This window comes from Terribacillus aidingensis (assembly GCF_900215625.1).
Classification (GTDB): Bacteria; Bacillota; Bacilli; order Bacillales; family Amphibacillaceae; genus Terribacillus; species Terribacillus aidingensis.
On sequence record NZ_OBEK01000001.1, the window covers coordinates 466,781 to 487,697 of the forward strand.

22 protein-coding genes, 2 pseudogenes and 1 riboswitch are annotated in these 20,917 nt (G+C 42.9%); of the genes and pseudogenes, 11 read left to right on the forward strand and 13 right to left on the reverse strand.

Features of this window, described 5'->3' with window-relative positions; all coding sequences use genetic code 11:
• Positions 1-21: 21 nt before the first annotated feature.
• On the forward strand, positions 22-417 hold the full coding sequence (locus CRO17_RS02250; protein WP_097038851.1) for a DUF350 domain-containing protein: 396 nt from the start codon (positions 22-24) through the stop codon (positions 415-417).
• A gap of 26 nt (positions 418-443) precedes the next feature.
• Entirely contained in the window at positions 444-1,994 is a 1,551-nt protein-coding gene (locus CRO17_RS02255) for a polyamine aminopropyltransferase (protein ID WP_097038853.1), read from the forward strand.
• Here the strand turns inward: CRO17_RS02255 and CRO17_RS02260 are convergent.
• Positions 1,991-2,431, reverse strand: coding sequence for an Lrp/AsnC family transcriptional regulator (locus CRO17_RS02260; RefSeq protein WP_097038855.1), 441 nt, complete (start codon positions 2,429-2,431; stop codon positions 1,991-1,993). The genes CRO17_RS02255 and CRO17_RS02260 overlap by 4 nt on opposite strands.
• 199 nt (positions 2,432-2,630) lie before the next feature.
• Here CRO17_RS02260 and CRO17_RS02265 point away from each other — a divergent pair, with 199 nt between their 5' ends.
• The 4 genes from CRO17_RS02265 (at position 2,631) to aguB (ending at position 6,117) form a co-directional block, all read left to right on the forward strand.
• On the forward strand, positions 2,631-3,248 hold the full coding sequence (locus CRO17_RS02265) for a YitT family protein (protein WP_245864557.1): 618 nt from the start codon (positions 2,631-2,633) through the stop codon (positions 3,246-3,248).
• Positions 3,249-3,306: 58 nt separating this feature from the next.
• Positions 3,307-4,134, forward strand: a complete 828-nt coding sequence (locus CRO17_RS02270) for a DUF2785 domain-containing protein (protein ID WP_097038857.1) — start codon at positions 3,307-3,309, stop codon at positions 4,132-4,134.
• A gap of 70 nt (positions 4,135-4,204) precedes the next feature.
• Positions 4,205-5,245, forward strand: coding sequence for an agmatine deiminase family protein (locus CRO17_RS02275; RefSeq protein ID WP_425444385.1), 1,041 nt, complete (start codon positions 4,205-4,207; stop codon positions 5,243-5,245).
• Positions 5,242-6,117 (forward strand): N-carbamoylputrescine amidase, encoded by an 876-nt coding sequence (aguB, locus tag CRO17_RS02280; protein ID WP_097038861.1) that lies wholly within the window; start codon positions 5,242-5,244, stop codon positions 6,115-6,117. Before CRO17_RS02275 ends, aguB begins: the two co-directional genes overlap by 4 nt.
• Positions 6,118-6,157: 40 nt before the next feature.
• On the opposite strand, the pseudogene CRO17_RS02285 reads toward aguB, so the two are convergent.
• The 5 genes and pseudogenes from CRO17_RS02285 to CRO17_RS02305 all read right to left on the reverse strand — a co-directional run bounded on the left by CRO17_RS02285 (position 6,158) and on the right by CRO17_RS02305 (position 9,964).
• Positions 6,158-6,484: pseudogene (locus CRO17_RS02285) on the reverse strand (YnfA family protein).
• An 81-nt stretch (positions 6,485-6,565) separates the two neighbouring features.
• Positions 6,566-7,465, reverse strand: a complete 900-nt coding sequence (locus CRO17_RS02290) for a glycine betaine ABC transporter substrate-binding protein (RefSeq protein WP_097038863.1) — start codon at positions 7,463-7,465, stop codon at positions 6,566-6,568.
• An 18-nt stretch (positions 7,466-7,483) separates the two neighbouring features.
• Positions 7,484-8,233 carry an ABC transporter permease gene (locus CRO17_RS02295; protein ID WP_097038865.1) on the reverse strand — a complete coding sequence of 250 codons (750 nt, stop codon included), beginning with the start codon at positions 8,231-8,233 and terminating at the stop codon, positions 7,484-7,486.
• 14 nt (positions 8,234-8,247) lie between these two features.
• A complete protein-coding gene (locus CRO17_RS02300) occupies positions 8,248-9,219 on the reverse strand; it encodes an ABC transporter ATP-binding protein (protein ID WP_097038866.1) in 972 nt (323 codons plus the stop codon).
• Between the two features lie 13 nt (positions 9,220-9,232).
• Positions 9,233-9,964: an ABC transporter permease gene (locus tag CRO17_RS02305; protein ID WP_342748959.1), complete on the reverse strand. Its 732-nt coding sequence runs from the start codon at positions 9,962-9,964 to the stop codon at positions 9,233-9,235.
• A 364-nt stretch (positions 9,965-10,328) separates the two neighbouring features.
• On the opposite strand from CRO17_RS02305, the gene CRO17_RS02310 reads away from it, so the two are divergent.
• The 3 genes from CRO17_RS02310 (at position 10,329) to CRO17_RS02320 (ending at position 13,260) form a co-directional block, all read left to right on the forward strand.
• Complete coding sequence (locus tag CRO17_RS02310; protein ID WP_097038870.1) at positions 10,329-11,348, forward strand: PTS sugar transporter subunit IIC; 1,020 nt, start codon at positions 10,329-10,331, stop codon at positions 11,346-11,348.
• Positions 11,349-11,454: 106 nt separating this feature from the next.
• On the forward strand, positions 11,455-12,396 hold the full coding sequence (locus tag CRO17_RS02315) for a bile acid:sodium symporter family protein (RefSeq protein ID WP_245864558.1): 942 nt from the start codon (positions 11,455-11,457) through the stop codon (positions 12,394-12,396).
• Positions 12,397-12,510: 114 nt separating this feature from the next.
• Positions 12,511-13,260 (forward strand): ZIP family metal transporter, encoded by a 750-nt coding sequence (locus CRO17_RS02320; RefSeq protein ID WP_097038871.1) that lies wholly within the window; start codon positions 12,511-12,513, stop codon positions 13,258-13,260.
• A 196-nt stretch (positions 13,261-13,456) separates the two neighbouring features.
• On the opposite strand, the gene CRO17_RS02325 is transcribed toward CRO17_RS02320, so the two are convergent.
• The 5 genes from CRO17_RS02325 to CRO17_RS02345 form a co-directional block, all read right to left on the reverse strand.
• Positions 13,457-14,785 carry an ABC transporter substrate-binding protein gene (locus tag CRO17_RS02325; protein WP_097038873.1) on the reverse strand — a complete coding sequence of 443 codons (1,329 nt, stop codon included), beginning with the start codon at positions 14,783-14,785 and terminating at the stop codon, positions 13,457-13,459.
• A 19-nt stretch (positions 14,786-14,804) separates the two neighbouring features.
• Positions 14,805-15,617: a carbohydrate ABC transporter permease gene (locus tag CRO17_RS02330; RefSeq protein ID WP_097038875.1), complete on the reverse strand. Its 813-nt coding sequence runs from the start codon at positions 15,615-15,617 to the stop codon at positions 14,805-14,807.
• A complete protein-coding gene (locus CRO17_RS02335) occupies positions 15,614-16,537 on the reverse strand; it encodes a carbohydrate ABC transporter permease (RefSeq protein WP_097038877.1) in 924 nt (307 codons plus the stop codon). The genes CRO17_RS02330 and CRO17_RS02335 overlap by 4 nt, the downstream gene beginning before the upstream one ends.
• Positions 16,534-17,658 (reverse strand): ABC transporter ATP-binding protein, encoded by a 1,125-nt coding sequence (locus CRO17_RS02340; protein WP_097038879.1) that lies wholly within the window; start codon positions 17,656-17,658, stop codon positions 16,534-16,536. The genes CRO17_RS02335 and CRO17_RS02340 overlap by 4 nt, the downstream gene beginning before the upstream one ends.
• A gap of 192 nt (positions 17,659-17,850) precedes the next feature.
• Positions 17,851-18,102: a GlsB/YeaQ/YmgE family stress response membrane protein gene (locus CRO17_RS02345; protein ID WP_097038881.1), complete on the reverse strand. Its 252-nt coding sequence runs from the start codon at positions 18,100-18,102 to the stop codon at positions 17,851-17,853.
• A 258-nt stretch (positions 18,103-18,360) separates the two neighbouring features.
• Here CRO17_RS02345 and CRO17_RS02350 point away from each other — a divergent pair, with 258 nt between their 5' ends.
• Entirely contained in the window at positions 18,361-19,173 is an 813-nt protein-coding gene (locus CRO17_RS02350) for a glycerophosphodiester phosphodiesterase (RefSeq protein WP_097038883.1), read from the forward strand.
• A gap of 39 nt (positions 19,174-19,212) precedes the next feature.
• On the opposite strand, the pseudogene CRO17_RS17670 reads toward CRO17_RS02350, so the two are convergent.
• A pseudogene (locus tag CRO17_RS17670) lies at positions 19,213-19,352 on the reverse strand (hypothetical protein).
• 196 nt (positions 19,353-19,548) lie between these two features.
• Here CRO17_RS17670 and CRO17_RS02355 point away from each other — a divergent pair.
• Entirely contained in the window at positions 19,549-19,875 is a 327-nt protein-coding gene (locus CRO17_RS02355; protein WP_077306802.1) for a MerR family transcriptional regulator, read from the forward strand.
• A 62-nt stretch (positions 19,876-19,937) separates the two neighbouring features.
• On the opposite strand, the gene CRO17_RS17320 is transcribed toward CRO17_RS02355, so the two are convergent.
• Positions 19,938-20,096, reverse strand: coding sequence for an FAD-binding domain-containing protein (locus tag CRO17_RS17320; protein WP_179636777.1), 159 nt, complete (start codon positions 20,094-20,096; stop codon positions 19,938-19,940).
• Between the two features lie 632 nt (positions 20,097-20,728).
• Positions 20,729-20,840: riboswitch (SAM riboswitch) on the forward strand.
• The last annotated feature ends 77 nt before the right edge of the window (positions 20,841-20,917 follow it).

Below are 20,917 nucleotides of genomic sequence, written 5' to 3' on the forward strand. Positions count from 1 at the left end.
AAACCAAGGAGGCAATGTCTTATGAACCCATTCTTATCGACTTTTCTGTACTTTATCATTGCAGTTGTGATTGTCATCATCGGTCTTATTATCTTTGAATTGATCACACACAAATACAAGGATTGGGAAGAGATTGAACAAGGCAATACAGCAGTAGCACTATCAATTGGCGGTAAGGTGATTGGAATTTGCTTAGTGCTCTCATTTTCTATTTATCACAGCAGTGAACTTTGGGAGACGCTCATTTGGGGCGCTTATGGAGTGCTCTTGCAGATGATTGCTTACTTCGTGTTTGAAGGTGTGACGCGAAGTTTTTCCGTTCAAGCCAAGCTAAAAGAAAATAATGTGGCTGTCGGAATTGTCTCGCTGGCAGTTTCAGTAGGACTTGGATTTGTTATCGGTGCGTCTATTACGTAAGCTTAAAGGTTCGGAGATGAAATGAGATGCAGCAAAAAGTAATGAATAAAACCTCGCTCATTTACTGGGCTTCCGGTATTGTATCAATCTGCGGTATCGTATTTGAAGTTTTGTTTGGAGCGCTAGGGTCATATATTCTCGGAGATGGTGTGAAGCAATACACGCTCACCATCTCTTTGTTTTTGACAGGTATGGGGATTGGCGCAAGTATCAGTGAACGTGTAACGAAGAATTTAATATTAGCATTTATCTACATAGAATTTTTCGTAGCATTGATTGGCGGTTTCTCAAGCTTCACGATGTTTGGAATAACGGCTTACACGCCAGAAGGAACAGATGCGTTTTATTTATATTTTGTCACGCTGATTGTTGGCACGCTAACGGGCGTGGAGCTGCCGATACTAATTCGTAAGGCCAACGAAATTGGAGAGTCGCTGAATCGCAGTACGGCACGTGTGCTGTTCAGTGATTATGCTGGAGGGTTACTTGGAGGATTGCTGTTTGCTTTCCTGCTTCGTCCGCAATTCGGTATCGTTAAGTCTGCCTTTTTAGTAGGGTTGATCAACTTAGCGGTAGCATTGATTGTCCTCTGGCTGTTTCGCTCAGAAGTAAAACGCTTAGCGATACATGCTCTGGTCGGATCAGTCATCGGTATTCTGCTGATTTTGGGTGTCTTTTTCGGGGAGGAAACAGCGTTCTCCTTCGAGCAGAAGCTGTATCAGGATCCGATTATCCATATGGAACAAAGTCAGTACCAAAAGGTCATTCTTACACAAGACAGGGAGGATCTGCGCCTATACTTGAATGGAGGCTTGCAGTTTAGTTCTATTGATCAGCATCGCTATCATGATGTGCTTATTCATCCAGTCATGTCTCAAACGAAGCAGCATGACCATGTGCTGATATTAGGCGGAGGCGACGGTCTGGCTGCGAACGAAATTTTAAAATATGATGATGTCCGGGATATCACATTGGTTGATCTTGATCCTGCTGTGACCGATTTAGCTAAAACAGAGCCGAAGCTGCTCGATTTAAATAATCGTTCTTTGCACAACGATAAAGTGACAATAAAAAACGAAGATGCGTTTAATTATTTAAAAGCATCAGATCAGGTGTACGATGTTATCATTGTCGATCTGCCCGATCCGAATGACGAGAGTTTAAACAAGCTGTATACAGAAGAATTTTACTCTTTAGTCCGCAACCATATGCACCCGGAGGGAGCTATGATTGTCCAAGCTACCAGCCCGGTTTTTGCTACGAAAACTTACTGGACAATCGATGAAACAATCCGCGGAACCGGCTTAGAGACGGAGAACTTCCATTTGGATGTTCCGAGCTTCGGCAACTGGGGTTTTGTCATGGCCAGCAGAAATCCGATTGAAGCGGATAAACTGGAGGTAACAGTACCGACGCAGTATTTGAAATCATCCATGATTCCAGGGATGACGGAATTCGGCAAAGATGAAGATAGAGAAATCACCAATGCTGACGGAGAAAAGGTTGAACTTCGGCCGAATACACTCGTCGATCCGCATTTAATTGAGATTTATCAGTCAGAATGGAAGCACTACTAATCTTCTCTCGGCAGCAATGCCCGATAAGCAACAGGAGAAGTGAGTACAGTAGAGGTATTGAATGTCCCGTAAGGTATGAGTCGATCAATCAGTTCCCGCATGCCATTCATATCGGGCACAGCTGCTTTCAGCAAGTAATTGATCGGTCCTGTCACACGGTGGCATTCCAATACTGCTTCTTCGTTTGCAATTAAATGCTCAAATTCCAAATGAGGAATCTTTAATTCACTCACCTGGATAAACAGCAGGATGTCCAGTCCTACTTTTGCATGTGCCACACGAGCTGTATAATGCTCAATTACACCTCGCTCTTCTAATCTTGCCATACGCTCCGATACACTCGGTCTGCTTAAGGCAAGCCGCTTCGATAACTCACTTATGGTAATACGGCCATCATGCTGCAGTAATTCCAGCATAGTACGGTCAATATGATCCATCGTATACGCTTCCTTTCACATTGCAGGTGATTCCTGCATATTATTTTCAATATGAACCTCAATTGAAGGTATTGCCTGCAAATATCTATTCATTTCTGATGTTATTTATTCTAACATAGAAAGTGAGTAAAAAGGATTTCGGCCATACTTACTGCATCTAGGTTAACATAATGGATTTATTAGAGAGGAGCATGTCGTTTTGCTGCAAAAATATATTAAAATCGTACTAGGCTGTTTCCTGGCCAGCATCGGTCTGTATATGCTGAAGAGCGCAGAGCTGGTAACAGGCGGAACAGCGGGACTTTCATTAGGATTTTCCTATTTGCTATCTCTGCCATTTGGAATTGTATTCTTCCTTGTTAATATTCCATTTTATATCTTCTCCTTCGTCAGAATGGGATGGCGTTTTACGGTCACTACTATTGCTGCTGTATCCGTTCTGACTTTGTTTACCTTTCTCCATCCGCTATATCCAGCTATTGCTCTGCCTGGCATCATTGCCAGTGTTGCTGGAGGATTAATCATTGGTTTTGGTTTGATTCTTTTGTTCGCGAACCAAGCATCTTTAGGAGGAGCAAATATTCTTGCTTTGTTTCTGCAGAAGCGCTTCGGTACGAACCCAGGAACGGTTAACTTTATTTTTGATTTCTGTGTCGTTATGCTAAGTCTTTATTCTGTAGGGCTTGTAAAAGGTTTTTATTCCATTGTATCAATAGCAGTGACTTCATTTGTTATTAGTTATTTCAAAGAGAAGTTCGCCAAACCAACGCCAAAACCACAACCAAATCCAGCACCAGCTGCTCAAGCGGCCAAGTAGACGAAGGAGAAATCCTTCGTTTTTTAGTGGTATAATTTGGCTGCAGAGGGGGCGGAGAATGGAACGAGATGTTTTGAAACGAAGACTTGAACACTTGGCTGCCGACAGCAGTCATATAAATAATGAGGAAATAAATGATTTGGTTCCCTTTATGCTGCAGTACATTGGGGATCCTGATTCAGTCTTACGGGATAGACTTGTTTATGGATTCGGCAGTTCTTGGATTGTGGAAGGGTTGGTATCTACTGAGATTATGAAACAAATGTTAGAAGAGATCCTCACTCATGCATATCTTTTCCACAAAGCTAAATATACAAGATGCTTCTCGACCTTATGGGTTGCGGCATTTCTTTACCGCCATTGGCAAGAGGCTTTCTTGTCTGCTGCAATGGTTCGACGGGTTTATGACGCAATGTACTGTTATATCCAGCAAGAAACCAATGGAGAAGGCTATGATGAGGAATATGGATGGATTCACACTTTGGCACATACGGCCGATGCTTTGAACGAACTGATTGTGCTGCCAGAAGTAACAGCAGATCAACGCTTCCAGCTCGTAAAGGAAATGGTTAACAAAATGGCATTTCCCTTCTGTGCTCTAGCGCATGAAGAGGACGAACGAATGGCTGTAGCTGTTCACTCTTCTCTGCAAGCCGGAGTTGATCCAGAGAAACTCGCTGATGTTATAGGGGGGAAAGCGGAACAAGTGCTTGCGTTATGGCCGGAAAGTACAACCGCTAATCTGCTGATGAGGTCAAACTTTAAGCAATTTATAAGAAGTCTCTATTTCTGTCTAACCGCTTATCCTTCTTTACAAGCAAGGCTATATGAATATGAACAGTTATTTTCTGGAATCTATCATAAAACCAGCCTTACTGATTGTTGAGTGGTGCATTTTGTTATATGATATTCCGGGAAGTCCGTTTTAAAACTAATATAGAAGAGTGATGCTAAAAATGGAACAACAATTCACATATACAATGCCTCCCGAATGGGAGGAGCATGAGCGTACGCTGATTAGCTGGCCTGTAAAGGAATCGCTCGTTTATCCAGAAGATTGGAAATCTGTTTGTGCCGGGTATGCCGAGCTGATTCTGGCAATTGCAGAGTTCGAACCAATTACTGTCTTGGTGAATGCCAAGGAGCAAGATACAGCGGTTGCTTACGTAGGAAACAACGATAATGTTACACTGCTGGAGATTTCTCATAATGACGCGTGGCTGCGTGACAACGGTCCAACGTTTGTCCGTGACGACAAAGGTAACTTGGCAGGGGTGAACTGGCGATTTAATGCATGGGGAGAAAAGTATTTCCCATGGGACTTAGATGATGCCGTAGCTCCAGCTGTTCTAGAACACTTAGATGTAAAGAAATTAGATGCACCACTTGTACTGGAAGGCGGCTCTATACATGTGGACGGTGAAGGGACACTTATTACGACAGAAGAGTGCCTCTTGAATTCGAACCGTAATCCGGATCTTTCTAAAGAGGAGATAGAGGCATACTTGCGCCAATACCTTGGTATTGAGAAGGTGATTTGGCTGAAGCGCGGAGTCTCTGGTGACGAAACAGATGGACATGTTGATAATGTTGCCAGCTTCTTAGCGCCAGGCAAATTACTGCTGCAGGTGACAAATGATCCTGACGATGAAAACTATGAGATTACACAAGAGAATTTGCGGATACTTGATGAAACAAAGGATGCAAGAGGCCGCCAAATTGAAGTTGTCGCTGTTCAGCAGCCACCAAAGATTAGCTGGAATGACACGCGTTTAACACTTAGTTATATCAACTTTTACTTTGTGAACGGAGGCATCATCCTGCCGGTATTCGGTAATACTGCAGCCGGGACAGATGAGCGGGCAATAAGGCTGCTGCAGGCGCAGTTCCCGGAACGCCGTATTCGGACAATCGATGGATTGGCGATTATTAAAGAGGGCGGCAATGTACATTGCACAACACAACAAATGCCAGCAATAAAAGGAGGAAGACAGTGAGAAAAGTAACCGTAGCAGCTACACAAATGGCTTGCACTGGTATTGTGGAAGAAAATATTGCTAACGCAGAGAAGCTCGTTCGCCAAGCAGCAATCAAAGGTGCGAATGTCATTCTGTTACAGGAGTTATTTGAAACGCCTTATTTCTGTCAAAAAGAAAAGCCTGCATATTATACGTATGCAACCGAGCTGGAGCAGAACAAAGCTGTGCAGCATTTCAGGGGAGTTGCCAAAGAGCTTGGCGTTGTACTGCCAATCAGTTTCTACGAAAAGAAGAACAATGCAAATTATAATACGGTAGCCATGATTGATGCCGATGGCACCGTACTGGGCATTTACCGCAAAACGCATATTCCAGACGGCCCAGGTTATGAGGAGAAATACTATTTCTCACCTGGTGATACAGGGTTTCAAGTATGGGAAACAGCATATGGCAAGATAGGCGTAGGAATTTGCTGGGATCAATGGTTCCCGGAAGCAGCTCGAAGCATGGCGCTTCAAGGTGCAGAAATATTGCTGTATCCGACTGCCATCGGTTCTGAGCCAGAAGACCCTAGCATTGATTCTAAAGATCATTGGCAAATGTGTATGCGAGGGCATGCAGCTGCTAATCTGATGCCTGTGGTAGCATCCAATCGAATCGGTGTGGAAGCAGATGAAGATTCGTCTATCACATTTTATGGATCCTCGTTCATTGCTGGGCCGCAAGGGAACTTACTGGCTGAAGCAGGGCGTACGAAAGAAGAGATAATTACTGCTGCATTTGATCTGGACGAGCTGTCCATGCAGCGTACGGAATGGGGATTATTCCGCGATCGTCGTCCGTCCATGTACCGCAATATTTTAAGCTCTGACGGTTCTACAATTGTATAAAAACGAGACAAATAGCTGCCAGCTTTGCATGGCAGCTATTTTAATGCCGTGGTGCTAAAAGCATAACGGCAACTCCAGCTATACATAAAGATGCCCCAATCCAATCGTATAAATCAAGTGTCTTTTTATCGATAAACCAGCCCCATAACAAGGACAATACTATGAACACACCGCCATACGCGGCATATACACGTGCGAATGAAGGGAAGGTCTGGAAGGTAGCAATTATGCCATAAAGTATCAAGGCAATGCCGCCTAGAAACCCGAGATAACTAGGTTTTCCTTCGCGCAGCCGGAGCTAAATTAGATATCCCACGCCAATCTCGGCAATACCTGCTAGTAAAAAAATTGCTATAGATAGAAACATATTAAATCTTTTTCTTATGTCATGCACACTTATAATATCGTAAGCTAAACGAAAAAACGACCCTAGCAAGGGCCGTTTTTGTCAGTCTTTGAGCAAGTTATTCTCTTCAAGAAAATCCTTTGCTACGCGTTCTACACTCTTTTGTTCTATGTCTACCTGATAATTGAGCTCTTGCAGTGTGTCCTTCGTCAGTGCCTTCTGCAGCGGCTCCAGTAGTTCCGGTAACTCTGGATATTTATCCAATGTTTCTTGGTTGATAGAAGCAGCTAAGTTATAAGAAGGGAAAAATTTTCGATCATCTTCAAGAATTCTCAAGTTGAGTTCTTTTATTTGGGGATCGAAAGCAAATCCTTGCGTTACATCAATTTCTCCATTATCTATAGCAGTATAGAAGAGTCCAAATTCCATTTCTTTAATATTAGAGTCAGGAACGTCAAAATCATAGTATTCTTCTAAACCAGGCATTCCATCATCGCGGTTTGCAAATTCAGTTTCCATACCAAAACGCAGTTCATTTGGGTTTTCGTTTTCATATGCTGCTAAATCACTTAACGTTTCAATGCCAAGTTCAGCAGCCTGTTCTTCTTTCATCGCAAGGACATACGTATTATTGGCTTCTAAAAGGTTTGTCCAAGCTACACCGTTCTTCTTATCTTCTCTTTGAAGTGTCTCCATTGCTTTATCTTTATCAACAATAGGCTCTTCTCCAAGATAAGTCACCAAAGCTGTTCCAACGTATTCCCACGTCAAATCTACTTGCTGTGTTTCGATTGCTTGGCGAATTGCCGATGAACCTAAGTTCTGGATTTCTTCTACGTTGTATCCATTATCTTCTAGGATAAATGTAGTCATCTTGGCAAAAACCAGCTGTTCAGTAAAGGTTTTGGCTCCAACAGTAATATTCTTTCCGCCAGGGCCACACGAACTTAGAACAAGCAGCATTGCTGTTAATAATGCAAACAGGGATAATCGTCTTTTCATGTTATTGGTATCCTTTCATTACGAATTTTGTGCTTTTCTGGCTAAACGGAGTCCTTTAGGTACCAAGGCAAACTGCAGCCATTTGAACAAGTAGTCAATTAGGATGGCTAACAGGGTAACAGGGACAGCTCCGGACATCAGGAAGGCATTATCAAATAGACGGATACCAGTGAAAATCCATACTCCTAAACCGCCTGCACCAACCAGGTAAGCAAGTGCAGCAGTACCAATATTAATAACTAGCGCTGTTCTAACTCCTGCTATAATCGAAGTGAGTGCATTTGGCAATTCTATTTTCCAAAGGATTTGAGAATTCGTCAGCCCCATTCCTTTGGCAGCATCGATCATGTCATCGTCAACAGAATCGATACCGGCAATTGTGTTTTGGATGATTGGCAACAGCGAGTAGACGAAGAGAGCAACAATTGCTGCGCTGATTCCAATACCGAGAAAGCCCATAGCTAATGCAAGTACAGCTAAACTTGGCACAGTTTGACCAAGGTTAGCAATACCGATAATCAGCCATTCTGACTTGCGGAATTTGGGTCGTGTAACGAAAATACCAAGCGGTACAGCGAGCAGGACAGCTGCTGCCCCGGAAAGTAAGACAATCGTGACATGTTCACCTAGCAGGCGAAAGAAAGTGTCCGGCTGTTCTACAATAGTACTGAACATACTATTGGTAAACGCCCATACAAAGAAGGCAGCGAGAAGTCCCCAAAAGATGAGCTTAATGATCAGAGCGATGGTTTTGTTTGTCCGTTCCATATCTACAGTCCCCCTCAAACGCTCTCCTTGATCTCACGATGAAGGAACTGCTCGATCAAGTCTAAAGTGATGCTGCCTTTATTCGTACCATTGTTATTTTCTACAATTAACTGATCCGCTTCCTGGTTTAACAGCTTCGATATAGCTACGCGCAAGGAAAGGTTTTCGTTAATATTTTGAGCTTCGAGAGATTCAGAGACAGGCTTTAATGTTAGCGCGGTTGCTAAATCTTTCACAGTGTAGAGACTCATACTTTTCAGGACACGATCTTGCCCAACAAATTCAGCTACAAAGCTGTTTGCTGGCTTGTTTAACATTTTGGCAGGTTCTGCGTATTGCATCATTTGACCGCCTTTAAGAAGGGCGATTTTGTCTGCCATTTTGACAGCTTCATCAATATCGTGGCTGACAAAAAGAATCGTTTTCTTTAATTCTTTCTGAATCTGCAGGAATTCCTCTTGAAGATGCGTACGGATAATTGGATCCAACGCACCAAACGGCTCATCCATTAGCATGACAGGTGGATCAGCAGCCAAAGCACGGGCAACCCCGACACGCTGCTGCTGACCTCCGGAAAGCTCATGCGGAAATCGTTTACGATATTGGTCGGGATTTAAGCCGACTAATTCCATCAGTGTGTTAAAGCGATCACGCATTTTCTTTCGGTCCCAGCCAAGCAAGTTGGGGACGATCATTGCGTTATCCTCAATATTCATATTCGGGAATAGACCATTTGATTGAATAACATAGCCGATATTTCGGCGCATCTCAATTTTATTAGAATGTTTAACGCTTTTCCCATTTAGCATGATATCGCCATCCGTAATACTTTCCAGTTGGTTTACCATGCGCAATAAAGTCGTTTTTCCGCAGCCGGATGGACCGAGCATAATTACTAATTCGCCATCCTCCACGTTAAAGTTCATATTTTCAATAGCTTTTACATTGCCATTATATACCTTGGTTACATCATTAAAATGAATCATATTGTCACCCTTATCATTTTTTTACACCTTTTGGTGTGAATAGGTTTTCGATTAGGCGTAAGAACAAATCAGCAATTAATGCTAAAACGGCCACAGAAAGAGCGCCTGCTAGTATCATCGTTGTATTGTTACGAAGAATACCTTGATAGATAATTCCGCCCAGACCGCCAGCTCCAATTAAGGTAGCAATGGCGCCTACACCGATATTGAGTACTGTCGCTGTGCGTACACCGGCCATAATTAATGGTATTGCATTCGGAAGTTCTACTTTATATAGTCGTTGGAATGTAGTCAGACCAATCCCATTTGCAGCATCCCGTATATCAGGATCGACGTTATTAATAGCTGTGTACGTATTCCGGATAATCGGCAGCTGTGAATAAAGCACAAGTGCGATTACTGCAGGTAACGTACCAATTCCTTCATTTATAAGAGAAAGAATAGGTATCATGATTCCAAATAGAGCAAGACTTGGGATAGTCATCATGATTGAAGCAATTTGGAGAATAGTTGAGGCAGCGTATTTATTAACGGAGCAATAAATACCTAATGGGACACCAATTACGATAGCGATAATAATAGCTGAACCGACAAGCTTGATGTGATCCCAGGTATATCCTAGTACAAACGTAAAATTACTGGTGAAATAGTCAATTAAATCCGAAATGAGTGGGCACCTCCTGAATTTTCCTGCAAAGGTCCTAGACAGACTATTGCTTTTTTTGTTATACCCAAATAAGGCAATATTTTAACATGAAATAATAACCATATCAAATGGCAGGATGTTTTACTAGGCTGAGTATGTTGGAGTATATGGGAGCATTGGACTCCTTAGATGCAGCAGAATACCTGATTTAGAATGATATCCGACTCGACAAGCTAGTGCAGATAATCCTTTCAAAAAAAAGAAAGTAGACTGAAAAATTCATATAATTGCAAAAACATATTTACTTTAATCTAAAAATGATGGTAGTATATCTAAATACTATTATGCACTTATTAAATATTTACTATCCGGTATGGAGTCACGCCCATTATTGGAGGAAGAGAGAAAAAAAGCTTAATAGTCAGAATAAAACAACTATTAAAGCGAAGAGGGAGCAAGAATAATGAAGGAATACGTAATTGACCGAATGTATAAAGCATCACAAGGAATGGCTAATGCAGTTCTCGTGACCCTCGGTATTGGTTTGTTAATGGAAACCTTTGGTGAATTTTTAAATTGGCCTACTTTAACAGCAGTTGGTACTGTAGCAAAGGCTTTACTAGCGCCGGCATTAGGAGCTGGAATTGCTGTCCAGCTTGGCGGGAACACGTTAGTTATCTTCAGTGCTATGATTAGTGCGACAGTCGGCGGAGCAGCCATGACAGTGGGCGCCGATGGATTATTGACTTCTATGGTATCAGGTCAGCCAATTAGTGCAGTGCTGGCGGCCTTGGTAGCAACGTTTGTCGGGAAACGAGTGGCAGGAAAGACGCCGCTGGATATGATGGCAATCCCATTTGCTGCCGTATTTGCAGGCGGGATAGCTGGAGCGGGTCTTGCAGCAGTAACGACACCATTACTAACTTGGATCAGTGCACAGATTGCTAATTCCGTTACAGGTTCCCCGTTGCTTGCATCAATTGTCATTTCCTTAGTGTTTAGTGTTTTACTGATGACACCTGCATCTTCTGCGGCGCTAGCAATCGCCTTACAGCTGGATCCAGTATCCAGTGCGGCGGCTTTAATTGGCTGCACAGCTCAATTTGTTGGCTTTACATTTATGAGTATTCGTCAAAACGATTTGGGTGGTTTTCTGGCACAGTTTGTTGTGACGCCGAAAGTCCAGTTCCCTAACTTAATCAAGAATCCAGCACTTGTGATTCCGCCGTTTATAGCAGCGGTTGTATGTGCGCCGATTGCAACAGTGCTGTTTGATTTTACCACAAGCTACGAGCTTGCAGGATTAGGCTTAAATTCCTTTATTGCACCGCTTAACATTCTTGCAAGCCAAGGTGTTAATGCATTCATCATTTATGTAGCAATCGGTGTAGTGCTTCCGCTAATCATTTCAGTAGGTCTTTATCATGTTATTAAATCAATCGGCTGGGCCAAAGTCGGCGATTTGAGAATGGAAATTCAGTAAACGAGAAACGCTGCGATATCTGCAGCGTTTTTTTTATTCATATCAACACTATTTTTATTGATATACTGAAAGGAGAAACAAAAAAGAAAGGGACGGATACCTTTCCATGATCAATAAAGTACTTACAAAATACATGCCATTCTTGACCCCGACTAGTGTGCTGCTAGGCTTTTTGCTGGCTGACATGCTGCACCACGGGGAAGCACTTGTGCCTTGGATCTTTGCTTGTATGACATTTGCAGGAAGTTTATCAGCTAGTTTTAAAAGCTTGCTGCACGCAGTTAAAAATCCAGGTCCAATGCTGCTTTCATTAGCCATTCTTCACGTGATGATGCCACTAATTGCACTTGGCTTAGGGCATTTGTTTTTTCCAGGAGATCTTTTCACAATAACGGGACTTGTCCTGCTGACTGCTATCCCAACGGGCATTACCGCTTTTGTTTGGGTTGCCATGCAGGAAGGAGATATCGGGCTTACTTTATCTACAATTCTGGTAGGTACGCTGCTGTCGCCCATTTTAGTGCCCTTCATCCTGCATCTGCTAGTAGGCGGAGAAGTTCAAATGGAAATCCTTCCAATGATGGAAGGATTGCTGTGGATGATTGTTGTTCCTTCACTGGCAGGGATGGTTGTTCACCAATTCTGCAGCAAGGAAATTACCAGTAAACTAAGCACCAATTTAGCTCCATTCTCGAAATTAGGGCTCATCTGTGTTGTTTCGATCAATAGCTCTCTAGTAGCTCCGCACTTGCATGAGTTTGAGGTATCTATTCTTGTTAAAGTCGTACTTGTATTTTGTTTATCATTTTGCGGATATCTCTTAAGCTGGCTGCTTGGAAAACTATTCCGCTACCAAAGAAGAGAAATCGTCAGTATTACGTTCATCGGAGGAATGCGGAATATCAGTGCGGGTGTCGTGCTTGCCGTCAGCTTCTTTCCAGCTCCCGTCGCTATACCTGTTGTCATTGGTATGCTTTTTCAGCAAGTACTAGCCGCTGTCTTCTCCAGTTTGCTAAAGAAAATGGAAGTTCAGAAAGCTGCTGCATGAAAAGGGCAGGAGACCGTCATTGGACGGTCTTTTTTTACGTGAAAAAGCTTCACCTAGGTTTAATTTCTATATATTATGGCAATGGCTCTACATGATAAAGAAAGGAAGATGGATATGTGGGAAGCTATTTTATGGGGGGCAGTTGCAGGATCGGCCAGTTTAATTGGAGCTGCACTGCTCATGCTCGTACCTGTCAAGAAACGGATTATTGGTCTCATTATGGCATTAGGGACAGGTGCCTTAATCGGCTCTACATCTTACGAGCTTTTAGAAGAGGCTTACGAGATTAGCGGCGGTATACAAGAAGAAGCGATTGGTTTTCTTGGCGGAGCAGTAGTCTTTACCATTCTGAACGCTATTATTTCGCGTAATGGCGGGAAACATCGGAAAAGAGCCGACCTTCATGAAATACATAAGGAGGAGAAGAAAGGTTCAAGTTCAGGGCTGGCAATCTTTGCTGGAACCGTAATGGATGCTATACCAGAATCGGCAATGATAGGTTTGAGCTTAGCAACCGGAGGAGGAGCCAGTACCGCTTTAATCGTTTCCATATTTATCAGTAACTTTCCCGAAGGGCTTTCCAGTACTGCCGGGATGCAAAGCGGTGGCTATTCTCGAAAGAAGATCCTTTTTATGTGGGTTGCCGTTTTGATCATATCCGCTCTCAGCGCTTTGGCAGGAGCAGTACTTTTACAGGATACAAGTGCAAGTACGAAAGCTATCCTCAATTCATTCGCCGGGGGAGCAATCATTGCAATGGTAGCCTCCACAATGGCCCCAGAAGCATATAAAGAAGGCGGATCTATTGTAGGCATTGTGACTGCACTTGGGATGTTCATCGCGTTCTCATTGGCGCATGTTTGAGACAAGGAAGAGAAGGGCATATACAACTAAAAGAGTGGAGGCGATTCAATATGAAAAACCTTATTCGAAAAGCAATTAAATATGGTCCCGTAGTCTATCCTATTGTGAAAAAGTTTATGAATAAACGAAAACAGAAACGAACCAGTAAGGCGAGCTATTAAAAAAACGTGAGAGCAATTGCTCTCACGTTTCTTTGTTATCTGCTGCGGCTTCCTTTTTCGAGTACAGTGTCAACTTCTGCAGCTGCTTTATCCAAAGCTTCTTTCGGATCGGTACCTTGGTAAAGACTTTCCATACCAGTTACAATTTGCTGGCGTGCTTCTGGGAAGATAGAGATAAGCGCACCTTGTGTAGCTGGGCTAGATACGGTGTCATGAAGCTGATCGACAGTCACTTTCAGCTGCGGGTATTCCTCCCATTCCTGCTTTACAAGATCTTCTTTGTAAGCGGCAGGGTTGATAGCAAAGTATCCAGATTCGACATGCCATTTTGCTTGTACTTCAGGTGTGGAAAGATACTTCATGAAATCCCAAGAAGCCTGTTCCTGCTTTTCACTGATATCTTTTGCCATCCAAAGTGAAGCCCCTCCGATAACAACACCTTGCGGATCAACACCATCTGGATGAGGCAGATAAGCAACACCAACTTCAAAATCTGCATTATCCACAAGTCCTTTTACACCCGCTGATGAATCAAGCATCATTGTAATCGTTTCGGATTGGAAGGCTGCTCGCATATCATCCCAAGTCTGACCAACATTGTAGAAAGTGCCAGCTTCATGCATGTCACTAATTAATTCAAACACTTTTTGACCTTTTTCATCGTTGAACGCAGCTTTCGTTGCTTCACCAGAACGGCCATTTTCATTATCTACGTACATGCCGCCTTGTGTAGCAAGCAATTCCTCGAAGAACCAGCCATAGTTTAGGATAGACAAACCATATTGTGATGTTTGGTCGCCTTCTTTAATCGTCAGCTTCTCAGCCGCATCCTTCAGCTCACTGTAAGTGCGAGGTGCATTCTCGGGATCCAATCCTGCTTTCTCAAATGCATCTTTATTATAAACGAGCACCGGAGTAGAGGAGTTAAACGGCATGGAGTATTGTTCGCCATCAACTTGATAATAGGAGGAAATATTTTCTTCCCATTGAGATGTATCGTAATTCTCCTCATCAATAAATTTCTGTACAGGCTGTACGTTACCGCTGTCGATCATCTGCTTCGTACCAGCTTCAAAAATCTGCGTTACTGCCGGCGCATCTTCGGTACCGGCGACAGTTTTTAGTTTTGTCAGGGACTCTTCATAAGAACCTTGGTAGACCGGTTTAACTGTATATTTGTCTTGTGACTTGTTGTAATTATCCACTATTTCGTTGACACTCGCTTCTAATTCTCCTCCCATTGCATGCCAGAAGATGATTTCCGTCTTGCCATCCTCTGTTGTTCCGCTTGCAGACTCTGTTCCTGAACAAGCTGTTAGAAAAAGTACAAATAAAACAGATAGACCAATTAGTAGTTTTTTCATGATCCAACCTCTTTCGTTTTTATTTGAGTGCACCTTGCGTAAGACCTTTTTGCAATTTTTTCTGCCCGGCGAATAATAGTATCAAAGTAGGCAGTATGACGATAACAACACCAGCCATTACGACGCCCCAATCAGATGCAATCTCTTGTGTTTGCAGCTGTTTAAGTCCGATTTGGACCGTCCGCGCCGATTCTGTGTTGGTGACGAGAAGCGGCCATAAATACATGTTCCAGTTTGTCAAAAAACTATAAATACCCAAAGTAACTAGACTTGATCTGCTGACTGGCAGAATAACGTTCCAAAAGAAGCGGAACCTGGAAATACCAGCGACTTGAGAAGCTTCATAAAGCTCCTTCGGTATTGTTTTAAAATGCTGGCGCAGCAGGAACGTACCGAATGCAAGTGCGAAGAATGGAATGGTCAAACCGACATAATTATTCGTCCATCCAAGACTTTGGACTGTCATGAAGTTCGGAACCATTGTTGCTTCCCAAGGGATCATCATCGTCGAGATAAACAGAAAGAATACAAAATCCCTGCCCTTGAATTTCATAAAAACGAAAGCAAATGCTGCTAAACTGCTCACGAGCAGCTGGCCAATCATTACAATTGCTGATGTTGCAAAACTGTTAATCAAATAGGTGAGCAGCGGAACCTTCTCAAATACCTCCGCATAGTTCGTTAACGAAAAGCTGCTAGGCAGCAGCTGCCCATCCAGCACTTCCTCGCCATCCATAAATGAAATACTGAAAGCGTAGAAAATCGGAAACATCATGACAGCGGTGCAGATAATCAGGACAGCATACAGGCTGATGCGTTTTGTGCTGGTCATTGATAGTGCACCTTCCTTTCGCCTAACTTAAACTGCAGTACTGTTAGCGCTAGAACACAGAAAAACAGGATAACAGCCTGTGCGCTTGCAGATCCGACGTCGTTATTGATAAAGGCATCCTTATAGATGGAATAGACAATTACATTCGTTGATTCCACAGGTCCGCCTTTCGTTAGAATGTCAATTTGGCCGAATGTCTGGAATGCATTAATGAACGAAACGGTTACGATAAAGAACAAAGTTGGTGACAGCATAGGCAGCGTGATGCGGCGCAGCTGATAAAAATAACTAACCCCCGCAACTCTCGCATTCTCATACAGATGGGGATCAATATTTTGCAGACCGCCCAATATGATTAGATAAGCGAAACCAGTGCTCATCCAGATGGTGGAAAGAGAGACTGCCAGCAAAGCGTAATCTGGGTTTTGCAGCCATTGGATAACCGGTAAACCAAGCCACTCGGCAACCTTGCTGAACACCCCGATTGAAGGGTTGTACATGAACATCCAGATAACACTGGATGCTGCTACACTCATCCCCATTGTCGAAGAAAAGAAAGTCCGGAAAATGCCTATACCCATAATCTTCTCACTGGTCAGCAACGCTAAGAAAAGGGCGAGTATGATGGTTGCTGGAACTGTGAATAAAACAAACAGAACTGTAGCTTTTATGCTGCTTTGAAAACTATCAGAGCTAAGAATATAGTGATAGTTTTCCAGACCGGCAAATTCAAATGGACCAATCTGATCTGCTAGAAAAAAGCTTAAATATATGGTACGAAACATTGGATAAAAAACAAAGACACCGAACAGTACGATAGAAGGCAATAAATAGAGCCAGCCTTCTAAAAATGCAAATCGACTCTTACTTGGCTGCTGTTCCTCTGCGGGAACAGACTGCAGTTCACGGGCGGCATTCATCTGAGCACCTCTCTGGCTGTCTGATTCGGCTCATCTTCATTAGATGTCCAAAGCAGTCGTCCCTTGTCTTTGGAAAAGAGATGAATGGAATCCATATCAAAACGAATCGGAATTTGATCTCCAACTGAAAATTGCCATTGCCCGTTCCAACGGGCAATCCATTGCTTCTTCGGATCGTCCATAATAAATGTAATAAGCGTTTCCGTGCCGAGAATCTCTGTATTGACGACTTCAACAACAGCATCCGCTTGTTCGGGTGCAGAAAAAAGAATATGTTCGGGCCGAATGCCGAACAGTATCTGCTTGCTGGCTTCTTTATTGCTGCTTTTCATCGGGTTAGGCAGCGTGCATTGCGGTGACAGATGGATGCCGGCTGGATTTATTTTCGCATCCATCACATTCATGGCAGGAGATCCAATAAAGGTTGCTGTAAAAGCATTGGCTGGATGATTGTAGATTTCAAGCGGTTTGCCGATTTGCATGGCCTGGCCTTCATGGAGAATCATCATGCGGTCTGCCATTGTCATTGCTTCTGTTTGATCGTGTGTAACATAAATCATTGTGATTCCTAACTTACGCTGAATTTGTCTTATTTCTGAACGCATTCGAGCGCGAAGCTTGGCATCTAAATTTGACAGCGGTTCGTCCATAAGGCAAAGAGGCGACTGTGTCACAATTGCTCTTGCCAAGGCGACACGCTGTCTCTGACCGCCTGACAACTCGCGAGGCTTTCGTTTTAAATAGTCGGCTAATCCAAGCATTTCAGCTGCTTCTGCACATCGGTGCTGTTGTTCTTCACGTGATATCTTCTTTGTATGTAAGCCAAACATAATATTCTGTTCCACATTCAAATGCGGATATAGTGCATAATTTTGAAAGACCATGGAAAGATTTCGTTTATTTGGAGGTGCATGATTCATTCGTGTTCCATTAACGAATAAGCTGCCATCTGTAATTGGCTCTAGTCCAGCTATCATACGGAGGATGGTGCTCTTCCCGCAGCCAGAAGGTCCAACCAGCACGAAAAATTCACCTTGCTCCAGTTTTAAATCGACTTGCTCAATGACGTTTTTCTTGCCGTCATAGGACTTCTTTAATCCGGCTAGCTCTACATGTGTCATAATCTGCTCCTTCCTGAAAGTCATGATTTAGAACAATTACACTATAACTGGTGAAAATTGAGCACTCGTGAAGGATTTGTGAAAAATGATTTACATGTAGGATTGATTTGTGGATTAATTTTACATACTTTGAACAATGTCGACAAAAAAAGTCTTGTAGGCAGTATAGCCTACAAGACTTCTAACTTACGGTTATTTTTTACGTACCGCTCTTAATATCAAGCTTAGTACAAAGACTAAGATGATTGCTCCGATTAAAGCTGGGATGATTGCAATGCCAGCTAAGTCAGGGCCGAAATCTCCGAAAATCAAACCGCCGAGCCATGCGCCGACGATACCAGCAATAATATTACCAATGATTCCGCCTGGTACGTCGCGGCCAAGAATTAATCCGGCAAGCCAGCCGATAATACCGCCAACGATAAGGTATAAGATAAAGCTCATTATAACTACCTCCAGTGTAATTAGTTTTCTTCTGTAACTAGTCATAGTATTCCCGACAAAAATGATTCGCAAACCTATTTTTGTTTTTGCTATCAAGGAGTATGCCTTGATGATTTACAGTTTTTTAAAAATAGCTCCATCATTCTACACAGCAGCTCAACATCGCCTTAATAATAAGTCGTTATAGTAAAGGTACAAGAAATCATTCTATATGAAAGTAATGATTACAATCCAGATACCTACAGGGAGATGATCTGAATGACAAATCAGTTTAATCCGTCGTATGAGTCAGTAGCTACAAGGTCACTTGCTAATCCGTCGTTACAAAAGGGCAGCCTGCCTGTCATCGCACATCGCGGAGCTTCCGGATTTGCACCAGAGAACACGATTGCAGCCTTTGATCTGGCTGTCGAGATGCATGCTGATTATATTGAGTTGGATGTGCAGATGACAAAAGATGGTCAGCTCGTTGTCATTCACGATACTTCCATTAATCGCACTAGCGCAAATGCGCCGGATGAAACTGTATATGTGAGGGATTTGTCGTTTGCTTCGCTGCACTATTACGATGTCGGTGCTGCTTACGATTCCGTGTATGAAGGAGAGCGTGTACCGCTGCTGGAGGATGTAATCAAGAGATATAAAGGGAAAACAAAGTTCCTAATTGAGCTGAAGTCTCCCGAACTGTATGATGGCATCGAAGAAGCGATAGCGGAGATGCTGGAGAGAAATGAACTGGCTAATGTGCTGCATGCAGAAGTAATCTTACAATCTTTTAATTTCGGGTCAGTCGCTTACTTGTCGCAGCTTCTGCCGCATGTCCCGCTCGGTGTGCTGACATCACGAAGTGCGGATCTTACAAATCGGAAACTGGATAAGATATGTTCGTACGCTGATTATGTAAATGCACATTATACTAACGTGACACAGGACGATACACTGGTTGGCAGAATTCATGCGCGTGGCATGCGTATCATGCCGTGGACTGTCAGAGCACCTGGTGAAGTGCAGCCGCTTATACGCGCGGGTGTAGATGGTATCATTACAGATTATCCTAACTATGTGAAATAAGAAAAGGAGGCCTTAATCGCGAAGGTCTCCTTTTCTTTATTATCTATTTTGAACGAGTCGAAGCAATTCAAATGCTCTTTCTCCGGCTAATGCTGCAAGATCTTCCCAGTACTCGTCACGTTTTAATCGAGTTCAACAATTTGTTTGGCTAAATCCAGGGCCTCCTGATCATCTGCCACCTGTTATGTGCTCCCTTCTGTGAGTTCCTTCTTCATATAAATTCAGTATATAAATAATCGAATCCAAATGCATTAAACATGTCAGTGAAGTTAACGAAGTTTTTTGTTGTTTGTTAGGTTTCCTTACACAACACTAGGAGTATTTACAAATTACGGTATAATGAGCTGTAACAGCACATGATGATGAGGTGAACAGATGAGTAACGAGCCTTCTTATAAGAACAGGAAAGTAATCACAATAGGTATTGTGAGCGAGCTGACTGGTCTTACAGAGCGTAAGATTCGTTATTATGAAGAACGCAAGCTCATTTTTCCAGAACGTTCAGCGAAGGGAAACCGCAAGTACTCTTTTTCAGATGTAGAGCAGCTGATTGATATCGCCAACAAAAGAGAAGAGGGTGTGCAAACTTTCGAAATTCGTCAGCAGATGCTAAGAGATAAGAGGAAGGAAGCGGAAAGAGAAAGCCGCCAGCAAATGCTTCGCGGACAAATCAACGCCCGCTTTGGGATACAGAGAGAATAGATGTGTACGTATGTGTTGGGAGGCCTTGTACACAGTAAAGCCGGATGATGTTCATTCGGCTTTTATTGCTGTTTTAACAGAGCCAAAGCTCGTTCTCTTTGTGGTTTAAGGTCCGTAATCGACGCGGGATAATCTGTTCCAATGACATAGTGATATTGCGCTTGCTGTGCATTACGCACTTTAACAGGGTTATGAATATATGCTGCAGGAACATCTTTCAAGATTGTCCGCTGCTTATCAAGGCGTTCCGATTGTCATTCTGGATAAGGGGTGTTATCCGATTTGAGGATGCTAGCGGCATGATGGATGTGATCATCAAGATGGGCGCACACGTTTATGGTCTTTTGCTTCAAGCAGGAGATGACATAATCGTCTCGCTTCCGGCCGAATCCTGTTTCATCATAAATAAAAATTTACACGTTCTAAATCATTGCATGTGTTTATCAACGATTCCCCAGCAGTTCTATTCGGGACAGTGATGAAGTTGTACAGGATGCCTTTTATTTTCACAGCAGATGACAAATTCCTTTAATGTCTGATAATAATAGTCGTACCGATGAGAAAATCCTGTATTTAAATGGGGATCTAGATGGAATAAGAACAGTATCTTGTCGTCTTCTGCAGCTTGATCAATCGCTTGTTTTAAAGCGGTGTTATCGTGTACCGCAAATTTTTACGGAACCATACAGCTAGTGTTGTCAAATGTCTCCGTGCTTTCGTATCTTGCTAGCTATTATCTCTTACACTAGTATATCAAACGTGTGTGATTTTTCGCTAAATTGTAAATTCTTATTGACAATCTATTGTTTGGAAGGTAAAGTAACAAACAGATCAACACAAAAGTATAATGAAATTCTTATCAAGAGTGGCGGAGGAACAGGTCCTGTGAAGCCCAGCAACCAGATCGGATGATCTAGGTGCTAATTCCTGCAGCCGGTAGGCAATACCGGACTGAGAGATAAGAGAATCGCTGCATACGTATACGGTGCGCCTCTCTTATTTTAGAGAGGCGCTTTTTTAATGTAGTTGATAACAGCTAAGA